Source organism: Dehalobacter sp. DCA (genome assembly GCF_000305775.1).
Classification (GTDB): Bacteria; Bacillota; Desulfitobacteriia; order Desulfitobacteriales; family Syntrophobotulaceae; genus Dehalobacter; species Dehalobacter alkaniphilus.
Genome location: NC_018866.1, coordinates 2,829,835 through 2,846,865, shown reverse-complemented (window position 1 = coordinate 2,846,865; position 17,031 = coordinate 2,829,835). Strand labels below are relative to the sequence as shown.

Below are 17,031 nucleotides of genomic sequence, written 5' to 3'. Positions count from 1 at the left end.
CGTTATCCCGCAATATCCGTGTCTTCTGAGAACTGGCTGTTATATAATTCGGCGTAGAATCCGCCTTTAGCCAGCAGTTCTTTGTGATTGCCTGTTTCAATGATACTGCCGTTATTCATGACCAGAATAAGTTCAGCATCGCGTATGGTGGAAAGCCTGTGAGCAATTACAAAATTCGTTCGGCCTTTCATCAGGTTCTTCATTGCTTTCTGGATCAATACTTCAGTCCGGGTGTCCACGCTGCTGGTTGCTTCATCGAGAATCAATATTGCCGGATCGGCCAAAATAGCCCGGGCGATAGTGAGCAGCTGCTTCTGTCCCTGCGAGATATTGGTCGCTTCCTCATTCAGAATCGTATCATAGCCATCAGGAAGTGTCCGGATAAAATGGTCGGCATGGGCTGCTTTGGCCGCGCGGACGATTTGTTCCATCGTCGCGCCTTCTTTGGAGTAGGTGATATTATCTTTAATGCTGCCGTTAAACAGCCAAGTATCCTGAAGGACCATCCCAAAGAGTTTACGCAGCTCGCTGCGCGGCATATCCTTGATGTCCACACCGTCAATACTGATTTTGCCTGAGCTGATCTCGTAAAACCGCATCAGGAGGTTGACCAGGGTAGTTTTACCTGCACCGGTTGGTCCGACGATGGCGATGGTATCTCCCTGCCTCACTTCAAGGTTCATATCTTCAATCAGCGGGACATCTTCTGTATAGCGGAAGCTGACATGGTCGATGCGGATATTTCCTTTGGGCATATCCAGAATCACAGCTTCAGGACTGTCTGGAATTTCTTCCTGTTCGTCTAGAACTTCAAAGACGCGTTCAGCGCAGGCAATAGTAGACTGGATAACGTTGGCGATATTGGCAGTTTGGATGATCGGCATAGTAAATGAACGTGAATATTGGATAAAGGCCAGAATATCACCTAATCCTAACAGATTGCGCGTGATCCAGATGCCCCCGACAATGCTGATGCCGACATAACTGAGATTACTAATAAAGTTCATCAGCGGGAACATAATCCCGGAAACGAACTGGGCTTTCCAACCTGCGCCATAAAGCCGGTTATTGATGGATTCGAATTTTTCGATGGCATCCTTTTCATGGCCAAAAGCCTTAACGATCTTATGCCCGGTGTACATCTCTTCCACATGGCTGCTGAGGTCCCCCAGCTCTTTTTGCTGGACGGCAAAGTATTTTTGGGATTTCTTGGCGATCATTGTGGTGGACAGCATATACAGCGGCAATGAGGCGATAATAATCAGGGTGAGAACCGGACTGATTGTGAGCATCATGATAATATAACCTATGATTGTTATCACGGAGGTAATGATTTGGGTTAAGCTTTGCTGTAGGGTAGTGGCAATGGTGTCGATATCGTTGGTCACGCGGCTTAAGATATCGCCATAAGGGTGCATATCGTAATATTTTAAGGGCAATTTGGCCAGCTTGTTATCTACTACCCGGCGTAGATCCCGGACTGTACGCTGGGAAACGCCTGACATCACAAGACCCATGATCAGGCTGAACAAGGCGCTGATGAGATACATGCCGATCAGGATCAAGGCGATCATACCGATATAATGGAAATCGTATTCACCGTTCGTTTCTCTGATCGCTGTAATGGCGCCATTGATTTGATCATCGGTAAACTCGACATTTTGCTGGGTATTCGGCATATCCAAGCCTGTCGCGCTGGTTGCGGACATCTTTTCCCCTAAATCAATAATCTTTTGGCAAACATCCGCTTTTTCTTCGGCATTCGTCACCGAACTCAGCATCGGTAATTGCAGGAAGGTTTTGATCGTATTTATGCTGTCCGCATCAATCTTTCTAACTGTCCCATCCTGCGTGTTGTTGAGACTGCTTTCTCCCATATTTGGCAGTGCATTGAGGAGATCCAACATTTTAATGACGGTATTGGCTTTTTCCTGCGGATCTTGAATTGTATTAATTGCAGGTAGCGTGATCAGCGCTTTGACTGTATTCAAAGATTCAGGGTTGGTGGGTTTACTGGTTGCGGGGTTTGCGATCTGCTTGCTGATCTGGTCGACTGCTTTCAGCTGGACATCGGCCATCTGGGTATAAATGCTGTCAACGCCCTTTTCCTGCGCCTCAGACATTTTTTGCAGCATCATTCTCGCCATATAAGCATCCTGCAGTTTGTTGATTGCTTTACTGCTTACCTTAGGAGCTGCAATTGTAAAAGATGTACTGGCGATTGCAAAGATCAATACAACAATTAAATGGACTTTATGGGGTTTTAAATACTGAAGGAGCCTTGCCAGACTTCCGCGGAAATTCTTAGCTTTTTCTACGGGAGCACCAAAGTGGCTGCCCGGTCCCCCCGGTCCCCCCGGCCCTCTTTGGCCCTGCCGATTGCGCATCGTGTTTTGGTTTTTATTTTCGCCGCTCATGCGATTTCCTCCTCTGACAGCTGGGATGAGACAATTTCACGATAGACTTCGCAGCTATTCAACAGTTCCTTATGCGTCCCAATGCCTGCGATTTGACCATTGTCCAGGACAATGATTCGATCCGCGTCCATGACGGTGCCTACTCTTTGGGCGATAATAAGGACGGTTGCCTCGGCAATCTCCTGTTTCAGGGCTGCTCGCAGACGCGCATCCGTTTTAAAATCCAGGGCAGAAAAACTGTCGTCAAAAATATAGATTTCCGGCTTGCGGACCAAGGCCCGCGCAATAGCCAACCGCTGTTTCTGACCGCCGGAAACATTAGTGCCGCCTTGGGCGATGACATGGTCATACCCACCGTCCATTTTGGTGATAAATTCAGCGGCTTGGGCAACTTCTGCAGCATGCTGAATTTCTTCTTCAGTGGCCTGTTTGCCGCCAAACTGGATATTCTCGGCAATCGTTCCCGAAAAGAGGACCGCTTTTTGCGGCACAAAACCAATTTTCTGACGAAGGTTTTCCTGGGATATATCCCGGACATCCACGCCGTCGATCAGGACGGAGCCGCTGTCGACATCATAAAACCTTGGTATTAGGTTGATAAGCGTTGATTTCCCTGAACCGGTGCTGCCAATGATCGCTGTGATTTCACCAGGCCGGGCGGCGAAAGATATATCCCGGATAGCGGGTTCTTCTGCGCCGTGGTAACTAAAGGTGACATCCTTGAATTCCACATAGCCTTTACCGCTGAAAGTATCCTTCAGGTCCTTGGCATCTTCAATTTCAGGTACGGTTTCCAGGACTTCATTGATTCTGACAGCTGCAGCCTGAGACCGGGGAACCATAATGAACATCATGGCCAGCATCAACATGGACATCATAATCTGCATCGCATACTGCGTAAATGCGGAAAGGGCTCCCAGGTTCATATCGCCGATACTGATGCGGATGCCTCCAAACCAAAGGATTGCCAATGAAGTTAAGTTCATAATCAGCATAATCGTCGGCATCATAAATGCCATGATTTTATTTACTTTAATGTAGTTGTCTGTGAGATCGACGTTGGCGGCATCAAAACGCTTTTTTTCATGTTCAATCGTATTAAAGGCGCGGATGACCCGGACGCCGGTAAGTTTTTCCCTGAGTACCAGGTTGATCCTGTCAATTTTTACCTGGACTAATCGAAACAGCGGTATCATTTTGGAAGCAATCATCACAATGACAATTGCTAGAACCGGTATGGCGACAGCAAGTACCCAAGTAAGGGCCTTATCTTCCCGGTAAGCCAGGATGATTCCGCCGATCGCCATGATCGGGGCGCTGATCATCAGGCGCATAATCATGATGGTAACTGTCTGGACCTGGTTGATGTCATTTGTCGTCCGGGTAATGAGCGTCGCGGTACCGATTTTATCAAATTCATGTAAAGAAAAACTTTCGATTCTCCCAAAAATTTTGCTCCGCAAAACGGTTCCTAACCCTACGGCAGCCTTGGCGGATAAAAAGCTGGCCAGGATGGAAAATACAGCGGCTACTCCGGCGACCAGAAGCATGACTCCTCCTATATGCAAAATCTTCTGCGTATCACCATTCATGACGCCGTCATTGATGATATCTGACATCAGCGTAGGCAGATACAGATCACCGAGCGTTTGGAGAAAAACGAGGATCAATACGCCGTAAACCAGATGTCTAAAAGGTTTTAAATAACGGTATAATTTCAGCATAACCAAAAATCCTTTCTCACTTATTAATGTTTAGAGTGTCTTTTGTTTAAGAAGATCAGGTACATCATTGACCCAGGATCTTCTTTAAAGCAGTCAAACCCTCTAATATTTTTCTCATATCTTCAGGGGTAGCTCTGCTCAGTATTTTCTGCAAGTCTTTTTCGGCTTGGTGATGAAATTCCCGGTGAAAGTCAACATACTTTGGACTCACTTTTACATAGACAATGCGTCTGTCCTGTTCGCTTCTGGTCCGAATGACCAAATCATGCTTTTCCAGACGGTCAATAATACCTGAGATCGTGCTGTTGGAAAGATGCAGTTCGCTACTTATTTCGGATATCTTCATTTCACCGCGTTTTATCAGGGTGCTCATCACCATGCCTTGCGGCATCGTTAAACCGTTGCATTCAAAACTTTTACGCATTGTTTTCTTCAGAGATCTGCCAATTTCGGAAAAAAGTTGAACAATTTCCACTTCGCTGGGGTTATTCTGCATAGAAACAGGCCTCCTTAAACCCGTATAAAAATACTGATATTTCTCATGCAAATGTTTCGCATAGAAATTATTATATTGATCCGGGAAAATGTTGTCAACTATATTTCGAAGACTATTTTGTCTTATTTTGACGTCCATGGTTGGACTAATGCCGAACGAAGATCATTCATGAGCGAAGTGCCTTGTTTATACCATAACCATAATACTGTGTATGCAAAATTCTAATCAAGTTTTAATCCTGAATTAAGCGTAGTCTCATCTGACGTTATTACAATAGAGCTATAGTTTAGAAATGGAGATGAAAATGATGAGTATCAGTATGGAACAAATTGATGAGATGAGAAAAAGGACCAACTGCAGTTATCAGGAAGCCAAAGAATTATTAGAAAAGTATGATGGGGATTTGATTGATGCGATCATTGCCTTTGAAAAAATGCATGGGAATAAATCAAATTCAAGCTCCAATCAGAAAACCTGTCAAAAAGAACAGAGCTTTGGCAAAAAAGTGAAGGCACTGATTCAAAAAGGTTGCGTCACAAGATTTATAATTGAAAAGGATCAGAACATTATCCTAAATATACCGATCATTATTCTGATTGTGGCGGTGTTGATCACAATGCCGATCATAGGGCTGTATGTTGCAGCTTTTATCCTGCTGTACGTAATGGGCTACCGGATTAGGATCAGAAAGGAAAAGGGGCAGGATGTTAATATCAACGAGTTTGTCGACGGTATTGGCAGCAAAGTGAGAACCGCGGCTGATAAAATGAGGGAAAAGCCGACTGCAGAACAAGAAAACAGTCCGCAGGCCGAGGCCGGCCCCAAGAATGAAGATAAAAAAGAAGACGGCTACAATGAGATCACGATTGGTTAGTATCAATGAATGGTCAGGGTGCCAGTGATGAGATAGGAGCTGATGAGAAATGAACCTGTGTTGTTTGCAGGTTCATTTCCGATTATAATGGAGTCGTCGTAATACTTTGATTGAGGGCGGAGGAAAGGATGAAAACCAGAATTCTGGTCATTGAAGATGAAGTGAAAATAGCCAGGTTCCTGGAGCTAGAGCTTGCTCATGAAGGTTATGAGGTAGAGCTTGCTCACGATGGAAGAGAAGGCTATGAAAAAGCAGTCTCGGGAAAGGCAGATTTGATCATTCTGGACCTGATGCTTCCCGGCCTCAGCGGTATTGAAATCTGCCGGAGAGTAAGGCGGGTATCAGATATGCCAATTATTATGCTGACAGCCAAAGATGATGTTTCCGACAAAGTGATGGGGCTTGATAGTGGGGCAGATGATTACATGACCAAGTCATTTGCGATAGAAGAACTGCTAGCCAGAATCAGAGTGATCCTGAAGCGTAGAGGAAAAAAGGAAGATCAGAATAATGTGATCACGGCTGGGCCGTTGATTTTGTTTAAGGATGAATATCGGGTTACCTATCAGGGGGTAGACATATCCCTCTCCAAGAAAGAATTTGAGCTTCTAAAATATTTGATGGAGAATAAAGGCATTGTATTGTCGCGCGAAAAAATTCTCGACCATGTCTGGGGATATGACTACTATGGAGACACCAATGTCACCGATGTCTATATCAAGTACCTGCGCAATAAAATTGACCAAAAATATAATGCCGTACTGATTCACACCGTAAGAGGGGTCGGGTATCTTTTTAAATATGAAGACGAAAAATAAAGCGGATAAGGGCATATCCAAAAACATTCTCAAGGTGATCTTTTTCCCGGTTTATCTTTTTATGCTTCTTTATGCGTTTATCCAGGAAAGGATCGCTTATTCCATTCGCTTAAAGCTTTCCTTGAGGTATACAGGCATACTTTTGCGGACAGTGTTGGGAGCCGGCCTTATCGTTATTTTGATCTATGGCGGATTTAGAATCCAGGAAACGGTTAAGCAGGATTATTTGGAGATCCAGAAGGTGCTCAGCACGGACAGCAGCGGTTTTTCAGAACTGGAAACCTATTCCCGGGAGCATCAGACCCCGCTTCGTATCTTTGAACGGGGCCAGCAGACGCTCATGGCTACGGACCAGAATTTGAGGGAATATGGTTCTGAGTACTGGCTCGGATTGGCCAAGGATCAAGGAAACATCTACATATCCGTTAACAGGGATTTTGAAACAGCCGGAACTTCAGGCAGAATGATTATCTTTTCCAACATTCAGGATGAAATTACAGATATCCTGTTCATCACCAGGATTATGCTCTTCGTCTTTTTACCGTCCTTGTTCCTGGCTCTGATTGCGATTGCCTTATCAGGGAGAGGAATTTTTGAACCGATACGCGAAATGACCCAGACGGTAACGGGAATTTCCGAACAGAATTTGAACTTAAGGCTAAATGTAGGCGGGTCAAAAAATGAACTGAAGGAACTGGCACTTACTTTTAATGAAATGATGAACAGAATAGAGGACCAATATAATAGGCAGAAACAGTTTGTATCCGATGCTTCGCATGAGCTAAGGACACCGATTGCCGTGATACAGGGCTATGCAGTTATGCTGGACCGCTGGGGAAAAAACGATCAGGAAGTTCTTCAGGAATCAATAACGGCTATCAAAAATGAAGCCGGGAATATGCAGGAGCTGATTGACAAACTGCTGTTTCTTGCCAGACATGACAACAGTACGCTCGCCTATCAAAAGGAAGAATTCAGCCTCACGGAAATGCTCCTGGAAGTCATCAAAGAGACCCAGATCATCGATTCCGGGCATCAAATCAATGATGAGCTCAATCAGGAGATCTCTATGTTTGGCGATCGAAACCTAATGAAACAGGCCTGTCGGATCTTTATGGACAATGCGATGAAATATACACCGGCTGGCGGGCAGATAACGGTTTGTCTTAGCAAAGAAGGTGAGTCCATTGCGATAAGTATCAAGGATACCGGCGCAGGTATGACAAATGAAGAGTTGAAGCACATCTTTGACCGTTTCTACCGCTCCGACCAGTCCAGAACGAAGGAGCGGGGTGGTTATGGCTTGGGACTCGCGATTGCCAAGGTCATTATCCTGGGCCACAATGGTAGAATAACAGTCCGAAGCAAAGTCGGAGAAGGTTCTGAATTTATTATTCTGCTCTCCTAGCACGACAATACGTGATTTACAATAGTACTAACCCGAGAGATAGGGGGAGACATATGTCTTTCCCTTTTTACTATGCATAAAGTAATTAATAGAAATATTGGAAAATTAAGGTTGCAATTTACCTGGCTTCTGAATAAGATATCTCGAAGTCAGTTCTTAAGAAGTTAAGATACGAGGAGGGGGAAAAATATGTACGGTTCTTATGGTTATGGCCGTGGTTGCGGAATGGGTGCCGGGGTTGGCATAATCGCTATTGCAGTACTGATCCTGATTGCTCTGGGCGTTATTTTCTAAATTGAATTTTGGCATGCAGTGTTCATCAGATATTCTTTGACCAGGAGGTGAAAAACATGGCAGTTGGAGCAGGTACTTTCGGCGGAACATTCGGCGGTGGCGGTTGCCTCTGCGGCATCGCGATCGTAGTGGTTATCATTCTCCTCTTAATTGCAATGGGGATCGTTTTCTAAATGATCTGAATAACATTTTTCTTATTCAATCTAAGATGGTTGGGCAATCAACGATTCTTCGATAGACAGAAAGACAGCATGAGCCATAAGCGCCACGCTGTCTTTCTGACCTTCTGCAGCAACTTCAAGGAAAATGTAAAAAATGACTTATATTGTCGAAAAAAATTGCTTATCACATTTTCAAATGTTAGAATATGACTCAGGGCGTCCTGCTTTTTTTGATTTACAGGTTTTTAGAAAGTTTACTACCTAATTATATACTTGAAAATTACACGTAATATGGATTTTGTTAAAGGAATTTCCGGAAAAATAAAGAATTAATGTTCCATGATTAACCTATTTGGTTGTAATTTAGCATGTATCTGCGAAAATGAGATTAATGCCTATACGCAATTGATCTCGGGAAAAAGAAAAAGCAGTTTGGCCAGGTTGAAGTACATAGATGATGTAAAAAGATCTTTACTGGGAGAACTGCTTATTCGCAAAATCGTCAGGGAAAATTATTTTCGAGGAAATGCTGAAATTTCTTTTGGTGTAAACGATTATGGCAAGCCTTATGTTAAAGATCTGGATGCATTTCATTTCAGTGTTGCCCATTCCGGGAAATGGGTTGTTTGTGCGACAAGCAGTCAAGAAGTAGGTGTTGATCTCGAACGAATCAGACCGGTTGACCCAGAGATCGCCAGGCAGCATTTTACCGAACAAGAGAACAGTTTCCTAACGAACCTTAGCCTGGACAGGAAAACAGAATACTTTTTTAAACTTTGGACGCTTAAAGAAAGCTATTTTAAAGCAAAGGGTACAGGCCTTGCGGGTAATCTTAAAGAAGCTGATTTTTCCAGTATGGCCGGAGCCAGTTTTTCTTATCCGAATGAAGGGCTGTACTTTCATATTTACCCATTTGATCCAGGTTACGCTGTGGCAGCATGCGGCTGCGAAAAAGAATTCAGTCCCAAGGTTCATGTAGTAACCATCCGATATTCAGATTTTTATGGCTGACAGAGTAAGGGGAAATTTGCAGATTTATGGAGGGCTGCTGTTTTATGGTCGAGTATTATCCATTATCAATCCCGCAAAGAAGTATTTGGTATTTAGAGAAACTTCATCCAGGAACCAGTATCGGCAATATTGCTTCAACCCTGAAAATTAAAGACAGCATAGATCTCAGGCTTCTCGAAAAGTCCATCAACCTTGTGATCGAGAAAAATGAAGCGCTCAGGCTCAGGTTTAGGGAAAAAGACGGACAGGTATTCCAATATGTTGCCGAATTTGCATATGCGAAAATAGATTTATTCGATTTCAGCGAAGGCGGCGGCCTCAAACGGCTGTATGCCTGGGATCAGGAGGAAACCAAAAAACCATTTACCATTAACGACAGCCCACTGGTTTATTTTTCTATCATTAAAATCAGCGAAAAAGAGAATGTGATATACTGCAAAATCCACCATCTGATTTCTGATGGGTGGACTGTTGTTTATATAGGCAATAAAATTATGGAGAATTACAATATGCTGGAAGAAGGCGTTTCCTATGAACAGGAAAATGATCCTTCTTATTTAGAATATGTCAATAGTGAGCTTGAATATCTGCATTCTCCCAGGTATATCAAAGATAAGGAATACTGGGAGAATGTCTTTACGGATACACCAGAAATGACCACGCTGAAAAGCAAAGCAGCCAAGATGAACCATACTGAAGCTGTCAGAAAAACGTTTAAAATTCCAAATAAATTGTCCAGAAAAATTTCTCAATACTGCCTGGAAAATAAAACATCGATTTTTACCCTTTATATTTCCGCGCTCTGTATTTATATCAACAGAATATCCAATAAAGAAGATATTGTTCTTGGGGTGCCAGTACTGAACCGAGCCAATGCTCGGGAAAAGAAAACAGTCGGAATGTTCATCAGCACGATACCGCTTAGGGTTAATATCGATAATGATACGAATTTTCAGGATTTCTGCCATAAGCTGACCAGAAACTGGATGGATATTCTGAGGCATCAAAAATATCCGTATGATGAAATTTTAAAACATGTCAGAAAACACAACAGAAGTATCGAAAAATTATATGAAATTGCCGTATCTTACCAAAATGCCAAATTTATTAAGAATAGTGATATCAATAGCTGTGAGGGCAGATGGCATTTTTGCGGTCACCAGACAGAATCACTTTATATTCATATTAACGAACGCGAAGACGACGGCAATATCATTATTGACTATGACTATCTGACGGATCTTTTCTATAGTAAGGAAATTGAATTTATTCATGACCATGTGCTGAGGATTCTCTGGCATGCGCTGGACAATTCCCTGAAAAAAATCTCCAGACTAGAGATGATTTCAGAGAAGGAAAAGCAGAGAATCCTGTGTGAGTTCAATGACACCGGATTATTCTTCCCTCACAACAAAACGGTTGCCCAGTTATTCGAAGAACAAGCAGAAAAAACGCCGGCCAAGACAGCATTGGTTTTTGAGGAGAGCAGTATTTCCTACTATGAGTTGAATCAAAGAGCGAACCGGCTTGCTAAAGTGCTCAGGGACAAAGGCGTTGGGCCTAACAAATTTGTAGGAATCTTTGTTCCGCGTTCTCTGGAGATGATGATAGCGATCCTGGCAGTACTGAAAGCAGGCGGTGCTTACCTGCCGATTGATCCGGACTATCCGTCCCAGCGAATTGATTATATGCTCGAGGATAGCCATACTGCTATTCTGTTAACCTGTCAGAAACTCATGAAAGAGATCCATTTCAACGGGGAAATTATCGACGTTTTTAGTAACAATGAACAACTGACCGGAGTAGCTAACCTGCAGAAAGTCAATACACCACAGGATATTGCCTATCTGATTTATACCTCCGGTTCGACTGGAAAGCCCAAGGGTGTCATGGTCCAGCATTCAGCCGTCGTGAATCTGATTTCAGCAATAACGGCAAAGATTGACTTTTCTCCCGAGAAGGTCATGCTGTCAGTCACAACCATTTCGTTTGATATTTTTGTTGCGGAATCTTTACTGCCTCTCAGCAGGGGGCTCACAATCGTAATCGCGAACGAAAAGCAGCAGATTATTCCGGAAGAACTTAATAAGGTAATGTATGATCATGATATTAATACTGAAGTTTTCGCACCCCTCAAAACCCTTGTATCTCTAATTTAAAGGTATCCTAATGCCAGTGGTTCCTTCTGATTATTACCGATTAACTGGCATTTTTAAGGGCTATAAGCTGATTACTAAGAAAAGAATTCTCAAATAGTTCTTTCAAATGTTCATATTCACTGGAATTCCTAAATTCCAAAATGTCCACTAAACCAGACTTGGCGATGCTGGTGATCACCACTTGCAGCAAATCATCAAATAATTCCCAGAGCCGCTCCGCTACATTCTTCTCTATGAGTTCGTCCTTGATTTCCGCAAATAATCCTTCTAAGGATTCGTAGGCGTTTACTCGTCGAAAATAGGCTAGGAGTGTATAGAGGAGATAGCAGGTCGTGATATGGGCAATCTGCGCATCGAAATCCCTCGATTGACAAGTCCCGAGCTTCAAATGCTGCTTGGCTTCCTTAAAAAAGACTTCGATGGTCCAACGGATACTGTAAATCTCCAACATACTCAATAAACTAAGAGATATATCCGTCGAGAGGAACAGTCTAAATTTCTTTTGATAGGGAAACCGGCAAAAATACAGTTTGATTTGTCCGATTCCTTCATAATCAACAAGGACTTCGAAATAACGGATATTCCGTTTCCTACAGCGTTTTTCGTTTCCCTCACTTTTGAGGACCGATTTTAATTGGCTGGCATTAAGGGAAGTCTCTTTGTAGCGATACTTCCTCGTATCTTGCCGAACACCACAGACCAAATGCATCGATTTTTTGTCTAATCCTCGAATCGTTTGAATGAACTCGTAACTGCTGAACCAGCTGTCAACCAGGACATATTTAGCCTTAAACCCCTGTTTTACCGCCCGTTTTATCATATCCAGACCGTTCGAAATTTTGCTAACATGGCATTCTCTGATCCGTTTAGCCCCAGCAGATTTGGGGTCTCGTTGCTTTTTGAACCGTTCTTTACGGTGCCTTGCCTTTTTTAAGGGCTTTTCCACTTGTAAAGTGAAGTCTATAGGCGTGAGGCTTTTACCATCGAAGAAACCAAGGGTTAAATTTTTAAAGCCTAATTTGCTACCTTTCTTCCCTGCAACATGGTCAAACACCTGGGTCATTTGTTCAATTCTTCGACCTGTCTTAGCAAGAGTTGTATCATCTAGAATGAAAGCGGACTTTTCATCCACTTCGTTCGTAGGATTAACCAATCGTTGAAACTGTTTGGATATACCGATCAGCAATGCTCTCCAAGGCATTTTTTCATTGTTCTTCAGTCGATATATGGAATCTTTCTTCATAGTAGTAACCTTTTGGAAATCGCTTTTATATAACGCGTGGACACTTTTCAGTAACATTAGGGGCAACATCAACATTAGTGAGAGGATTTCCGCGGAACTGTAACCATCCTGTTTCAGAAAACCAACTTTGCGGCAAAGCGTTTTAAGCTTGAACGTCTTCATAACTTCACATATAATATTGTTAATCGAATAGCCGTGATTTTGGAGTACGTTTTCAATTTCTTTGACAGGTTTCCGCATGATAACACCTCATTTTTGGTTGATTTGGAGTAGCATCTTATTATACCAAAAACCTAGTGTTCATGCGGATTTTTATCGTTTTTTCGTCTTATTCTAAGCCGAATTTTCGGCTGTTTTATGGGTGCGAAACTTCAGTTAATATATTTCAAGCTACACCTTCGAGGATTCAGCTGCTGCTGAGCAGCGATCTGGATCTTACGGGGATAAGAAATCTTACTGATATTTTAGTGACTGGGGAAGCAATGTCTGGTGCTGTATTAAACGATTTAAAAAGAGTCGTATCGTCCTCAGCAAAAATATATGATTTATATGGGCCGACCGAAACTACGATTTGGTCGACTATGGCCGATGTTACTTATGAAAGGAAGCCTCATATCGGTAAACCTATTGCTAATACGCAAGTTTATATCCTTGACCACCATATGAATTTACTGCCAATTGGAATTCCAGGGGATCTGTTTATCAGTGGAACGGGTGTCTCGAAAGGCTATTTTGGAAAAGACGATATAACCGCTGAACGCTTTATTGCCAATCCTTTTCTTCCCGGAGAAAGAATTTATAAAACAGGGGACCTTGCCAGGTGGTACCCGGAAGGGGATATTGAATATCTGGGAAGGACTGATTATCAAATAAAAATCAGAGGATACCGAATCGAGCTTGGTGAAATTGAAGACAAACTTCTTCAACATCCTAATATCAGGGAAGCAGTTGCGGTTGTCAAAGAAAATTCAAACAATAGTAAAGTAATATGTGCTTATATTATTGCAGATACTGAAATAGGCAGTATTGAGCTAAAGGCCTATTTAGCACAGTATCTGCCTGACTATATGATCCCAAGTTATATTATCCCGGTTGATTTTATTCCCAAAACCCCAAATAATAAGATTGACAGGAATTCACTGCCTGAGTATGAAGAAAATGCAGCAAAACCTGTTCCGCCAAGAAATTCAACAGAAAGGACAATTGCGAAAGTCTGGTGCTCTTTGCTGGGCAGAAAATCTGTTGGTATTGATGATAATTTTTTTGATCTAGGTGGAGACTCACTTACGGTTGTCCAGCTTCAAGTCCTGTTGATGAAAAAAGGGATTCATATCGGGATTCAGGATCTTTATGAATATCAGACGATCAGACAAATATCCGATGGCATGGAATCAGCTAAAAACATCATAGATAGCATGAAAATCAAGGATGATCCTGTCAAAGATATTGCACTTGATTATGATATTAAGCCCTGCATCAAGAAGGCACAACATGTCCTGCTTACTGGAGCTACCGGCTTTCTAGGGATACATTTGCTTGAACAGCTTCTTAAGCAAAAAGACTGTAATATTTACTGTTTACTGAGAGGAAAAACGATTTACGAAGCGGAAGATAAACTGCGGAAACAACTGGACTTTTATTTCAACGGAAGATACAGTCAGGAGATAAACCAACGGATTATTATTATTCCCGGTGATATTGCGCAGGATCAGTTTGGGCTAGACGGCAATAGTTATCAATACCTTCTGGAAAAGATTGATCTGGTCATTCATTCGGCCGCAATCGTGAAACATTACGGATTTTATGAAGACTATATGGATGTCAACATTAAAGGTACGGAAAGAGTGGCGGCCTTCTGTCTGCAGGGGAATATCCGTTTGAATTATATTTCCTCGATCACAGTCTCCGGAAACTATCTTACAAATAATATCCACGAGGAAAAGGTAGATTTTACAGAATCTGATTTATATATCGGACAGGATTACAGCGGGAACGTTTACGTAAAAAGCAAGTTTGAATCGGAACGATTTATTTACCAGAACGTCAAAAATGGTTTGAAGGCGGATGTTTATCGCATCGGCGTTTTGACTGGTCGTTACAATGACGGACAGTTTCAGAAAAACATTCAGGAGAATGGTTTCTACGAGAGGATCAAAGCAATTACTGAGCTTGGTTTTGTTCCGAGAATCTGGGCGGATGAACAATTGGAATTTACTCCGGTTGATTGTTGCAGTGAAGCGATAGCCAGGCTAATCAATTTATCTGCCGGAACACGTATTTTCCATTTGTTTAATCATAAAACGGTCAGCCTTACCAATATAGTTGAGATGTTAAATAGCCTGGGCATTGATATTGAAGTTGTTCCAAATGATGTTTTTGTTCAAATTGTTGAAAAGAATATGAAAGAGCATAACATCAGTCCTGCTGTCAACGAGCTGCTAAAGGGAAATCTTTCTGCTTATTCTCAGACAGTCAATGTTAAATCAGAAATCACTCGGAATGTATTGGGTCAAGCGGATTTTGACTGGCCGGATATTGATCAGGCTTATATTTCACAAATTATTCGTTATATGAGCAAGATCAATTATCTAAATAAAAATCAGATCAGAAGGAATATTGTATGTTAAAAAAGATGAAAGAATCTTTTCAAAAGAGGATAAGTCTGCAGATAACGCTTATCTATACGCTCGTCATTCTTTGCACGGTACTCGCGTTATATTTCCTCATTCCATTTATATTCAACTATCCGCCAGGGTCCATAAATTCTAACTTTGATGTTGACGTATCGTATATATCCTATAATACCCAGTTCATTATCATTACGTTCTTAATTATTATTCCAAGCTTCATATTTTTTAAATTGTCACTTTCCAATATTGATCAGTGGGATTCTTTAGCAGCAAATAATTCTGAGGAGTCACGTCTGAAACTGCAGAAAATCAGGAAAAAATGTATTAACATGCCCTATACTATTTATTTCGGGCAAATCGTCGTATCGCTAATTGTCTTGTTTATCATACTATTTATAACAGGAAGCCACCCGTTAACACTGATCTATAGAATTGTTATTCTGGTGTTTTCTTTCGCAACACTGGCAGCACTTTTTTCTTTTATTTTCTCTAAAAGGATGTTTACCAATGTCCTTTTAAAAACTTCTGTCAATAATGAGCTTCAAGGAATCAATCTAAGCATTCGAAGAAAAATCATGCTTCACGTTTTGCCAACAATTATCATTGCAATATTATTCACATCTCTAGTGGGTTATTCCAGATTGATCACTGAAAAAGGCGATCTTATCTATAGAATGTATTCAGAGAAGCTAAAAACGAATGTCACCATGAAGACTTATGATGAAAAAAAGGTAAAAGAGGCTTTAAGCCAGATTGTCTTGTTGAATAAAGAACATGATTCCAGATTTATTATTACACCGGCGGGAGAATATATTTCCCTAGATGATAAAAATGCGAGTGATTTCTTTATTAAATATGCCATTGAAGTATCGAGCAATTACGAGGGAAGAATTTATGAAGACTATACAGTCGAGTCTCAGGGAACATCTGTAAGAGTTCCAGGTCCTAACGGCGATTATATTATTGGTATTAAATATGACATTTCTTCCTATAATACGATTGTTTATTTTTCTGTAAGCTTCATCCTGCTGTTCATGATTAACTTTATCGTCTTAAACTACTTTTCCAGGTCCCTCGGTGAAGACGTTTCAAGGGTGGCCAAAAACCTCTCCGACATTTCGCATGGCGTTAACGTTGACCTCGATCAGAAGCTGGCGATCACCTCCAATGACGAAATCGGAGATCTAATTATTGCCTTCAATAAAATCCAGGAAAAAGAAAAAGCGAATATTGAATCGATGAAAGAAAATCAGGCTATCATTCTGGAACAGGAGAGGCTGGCTTCGCTTGGCCAGCTGATCGGCGGAATCGCCCATAACCTGAAAACACCGATTATGTCGATTGCCGGAGGTATCGAAGCACTCAAGGATTTAACGAATGAATACAAGGAATCTATTGAAGATCAAGCTGTATCACCTGCCGATCATTATGAGATTGCGAAAGAGATGCAGGAATGGCTCGATAAGATGAAGCCATACTGTTCCTATATGACAGACATTATCAGTGCAGTTAAGGGTCAGGCGGTACAGATGAACTACGCAGGCTCAGATAAGTTTACCGTGGAAGATTTGGTCAAAAGAATTGATGTTTTGATGAAGCATGAGCTGAAAAAATACCACTGCAAGCTTAAACCTGATTTTCAAATTGATCTGCAGACAGAAATACGAGGAGAACTGAACAGCCTGGTACAAGTATCTGAAGTTTCGCACCCATAAAACAGCCGAAAATTCGGCTTAGAATAAGACGAAAAAACGATAAAAATCCGCATGAACACTAGGTTTTTGGTATAATAAGAT

General features: G+C 41.8%; 11 protein-coding genes. 7 read left to right on the top strand and 4 right to left on the bottom strand.

What is annotated here, in order from left to right; all coding sequences use genetic code 11:
- Positions 1-2 precede the first annotated feature (2 nt).
- The 3 genes from DHBDCA_RS13635 to DHBDCA_RS13625 all read right to left on the bottom strand — a co-directional run bounded on the left by DHBDCA_RS13635 (position 3) and on the right by DHBDCA_RS13625 (position 4,637).
- A complete protein-coding gene (locus DHBDCA_RS13635) occupies positions 3-2,417 on the bottom strand; it encodes an ABC transporter ATP-binding protein (protein WP_015044813.1) in 2,415 nt (804 codons plus the stop codon).
- A complete protein-coding gene (locus DHBDCA_RS13630) occupies positions 2,414-4,141 on the bottom strand; it encodes an ABC transporter ATP-binding protein (protein WP_015044812.1) in 1,728 nt (575 codons plus the stop codon). The genes DHBDCA_RS13635 and DHBDCA_RS13630 overlap by 4 nt, the downstream gene beginning before the upstream one ends.
- Positions 4,142-4,205: 64 nt before the next feature.
- On the bottom strand, positions 4,206-4,637 hold the full coding sequence (locus DHBDCA_RS13625) for a MarR family winged helix-turn-helix transcriptional regulator (protein ID WP_015044811.1): 432 nt from the start codon (positions 4,635-4,637) through the stop codon (positions 4,206-4,208).
- Positions 4,638-4,941: 304 nt separating this feature from the next.
- Between DHBDCA_RS13625 and DHBDCA_RS13620 the strand changes: the two genes are divergently transcribed.
- The 5 genes from DHBDCA_RS13620 to DHBDCA_RS13600 all read left to right on the top strand — a co-directional run bounded on the left by DHBDCA_RS13620 (position 4,942) and on the right by DHBDCA_RS13600 (position 11,362).
- Positions 4,942-5,511 (top strand): DUF4342 domain-containing protein, encoded by a 570-nt coding sequence (locus DHBDCA_RS13620; protein WP_015044810.1) that lies wholly within the window; start codon positions 4,942-4,944, stop codon positions 5,509-5,511.
- Between the two features lie 128 nt (positions 5,512-5,639).
- Complete coding sequence (locus tag DHBDCA_RS13615; protein ID WP_015044809.1) at positions 5,640-6,329, top strand: response regulator transcription factor; 690 nt, start codon at positions 5,640-5,642, stop codon at positions 6,327-6,329.
- Positions 6,313-7,737 (top strand): sensor histidine kinase, encoded by a 1,425-nt coding sequence (locus DHBDCA_RS13610; RefSeq protein ID WP_015044808.1) that lies wholly within the window; start codon positions 6,313-6,315, stop codon positions 7,735-7,737. Before DHBDCA_RS13615 ends, DHBDCA_RS13610 begins: the two co-directional genes overlap by 17 nt.
- Positions 7,738-8,531: 794 nt before the next feature.
- Complete coding sequence (locus DHBDCA_RS13605) at positions 8,532-9,203, top strand: 4'-phosphopantetheinyl transferase family protein (protein WP_015044806.1); 672 nt, start codon at positions 8,532-8,534, stop codon at positions 9,201-9,203.
- Positions 9,204-9,247: 44 nt separating this feature from the next.
- Entirely contained in the window at positions 9,248-11,362 is a 2,115-nt protein-coding gene (locus tag DHBDCA_RS13600; RefSeq protein WP_015044805.1) for a condensation domain-containing protein, read from the top strand.
- Positions 11,363-11,402: 40 nt separating this feature from the next.
- On the opposite strand, the gene DHBDCA_RS13595 is transcribed toward DHBDCA_RS13600, so the two are convergent.
- Positions 11,403-12,845, bottom strand: a complete 1,443-nt coding sequence (locus DHBDCA_RS13595; protein WP_015042633.1) for an IS4 family transposase — start codon at positions 12,843-12,845, stop codon at positions 11,403-11,405.
- 62 nt (positions 12,846-12,907) lie between these two features.
- Here DHBDCA_RS13595 and DHBDCA_RS13590 point away from each other — a divergent pair, with 62 nt between their 5' ends.
- The gene (locus DHBDCA_RS13590) at positions 12,908-15,232 is read left to right on the top strand and encodes an SDR family oxidoreductase (RefSeq protein WP_015044804.1); all 2,325 of its coding nucleotides are present in this window, start codon (positions 12,908-12,910) and stop codon (positions 15,230-15,232) included.
- Positions 15,226-16,950 carry a methyl-accepting chemotaxis protein gene (locus tag DHBDCA_RS13585; RefSeq protein WP_242824922.1) on the top strand — a complete coding sequence of 575 codons (1,725 nt, stop codon included), beginning with the start codon at positions 15,226-15,228 and terminating at the stop codon, positions 16,948-16,950. The genes DHBDCA_RS13590 and DHBDCA_RS13585 overlap by 7 nt, the downstream gene beginning before the upstream one ends.
- Positions 16,951-17,031 lie beyond the last annotated feature (81 nt).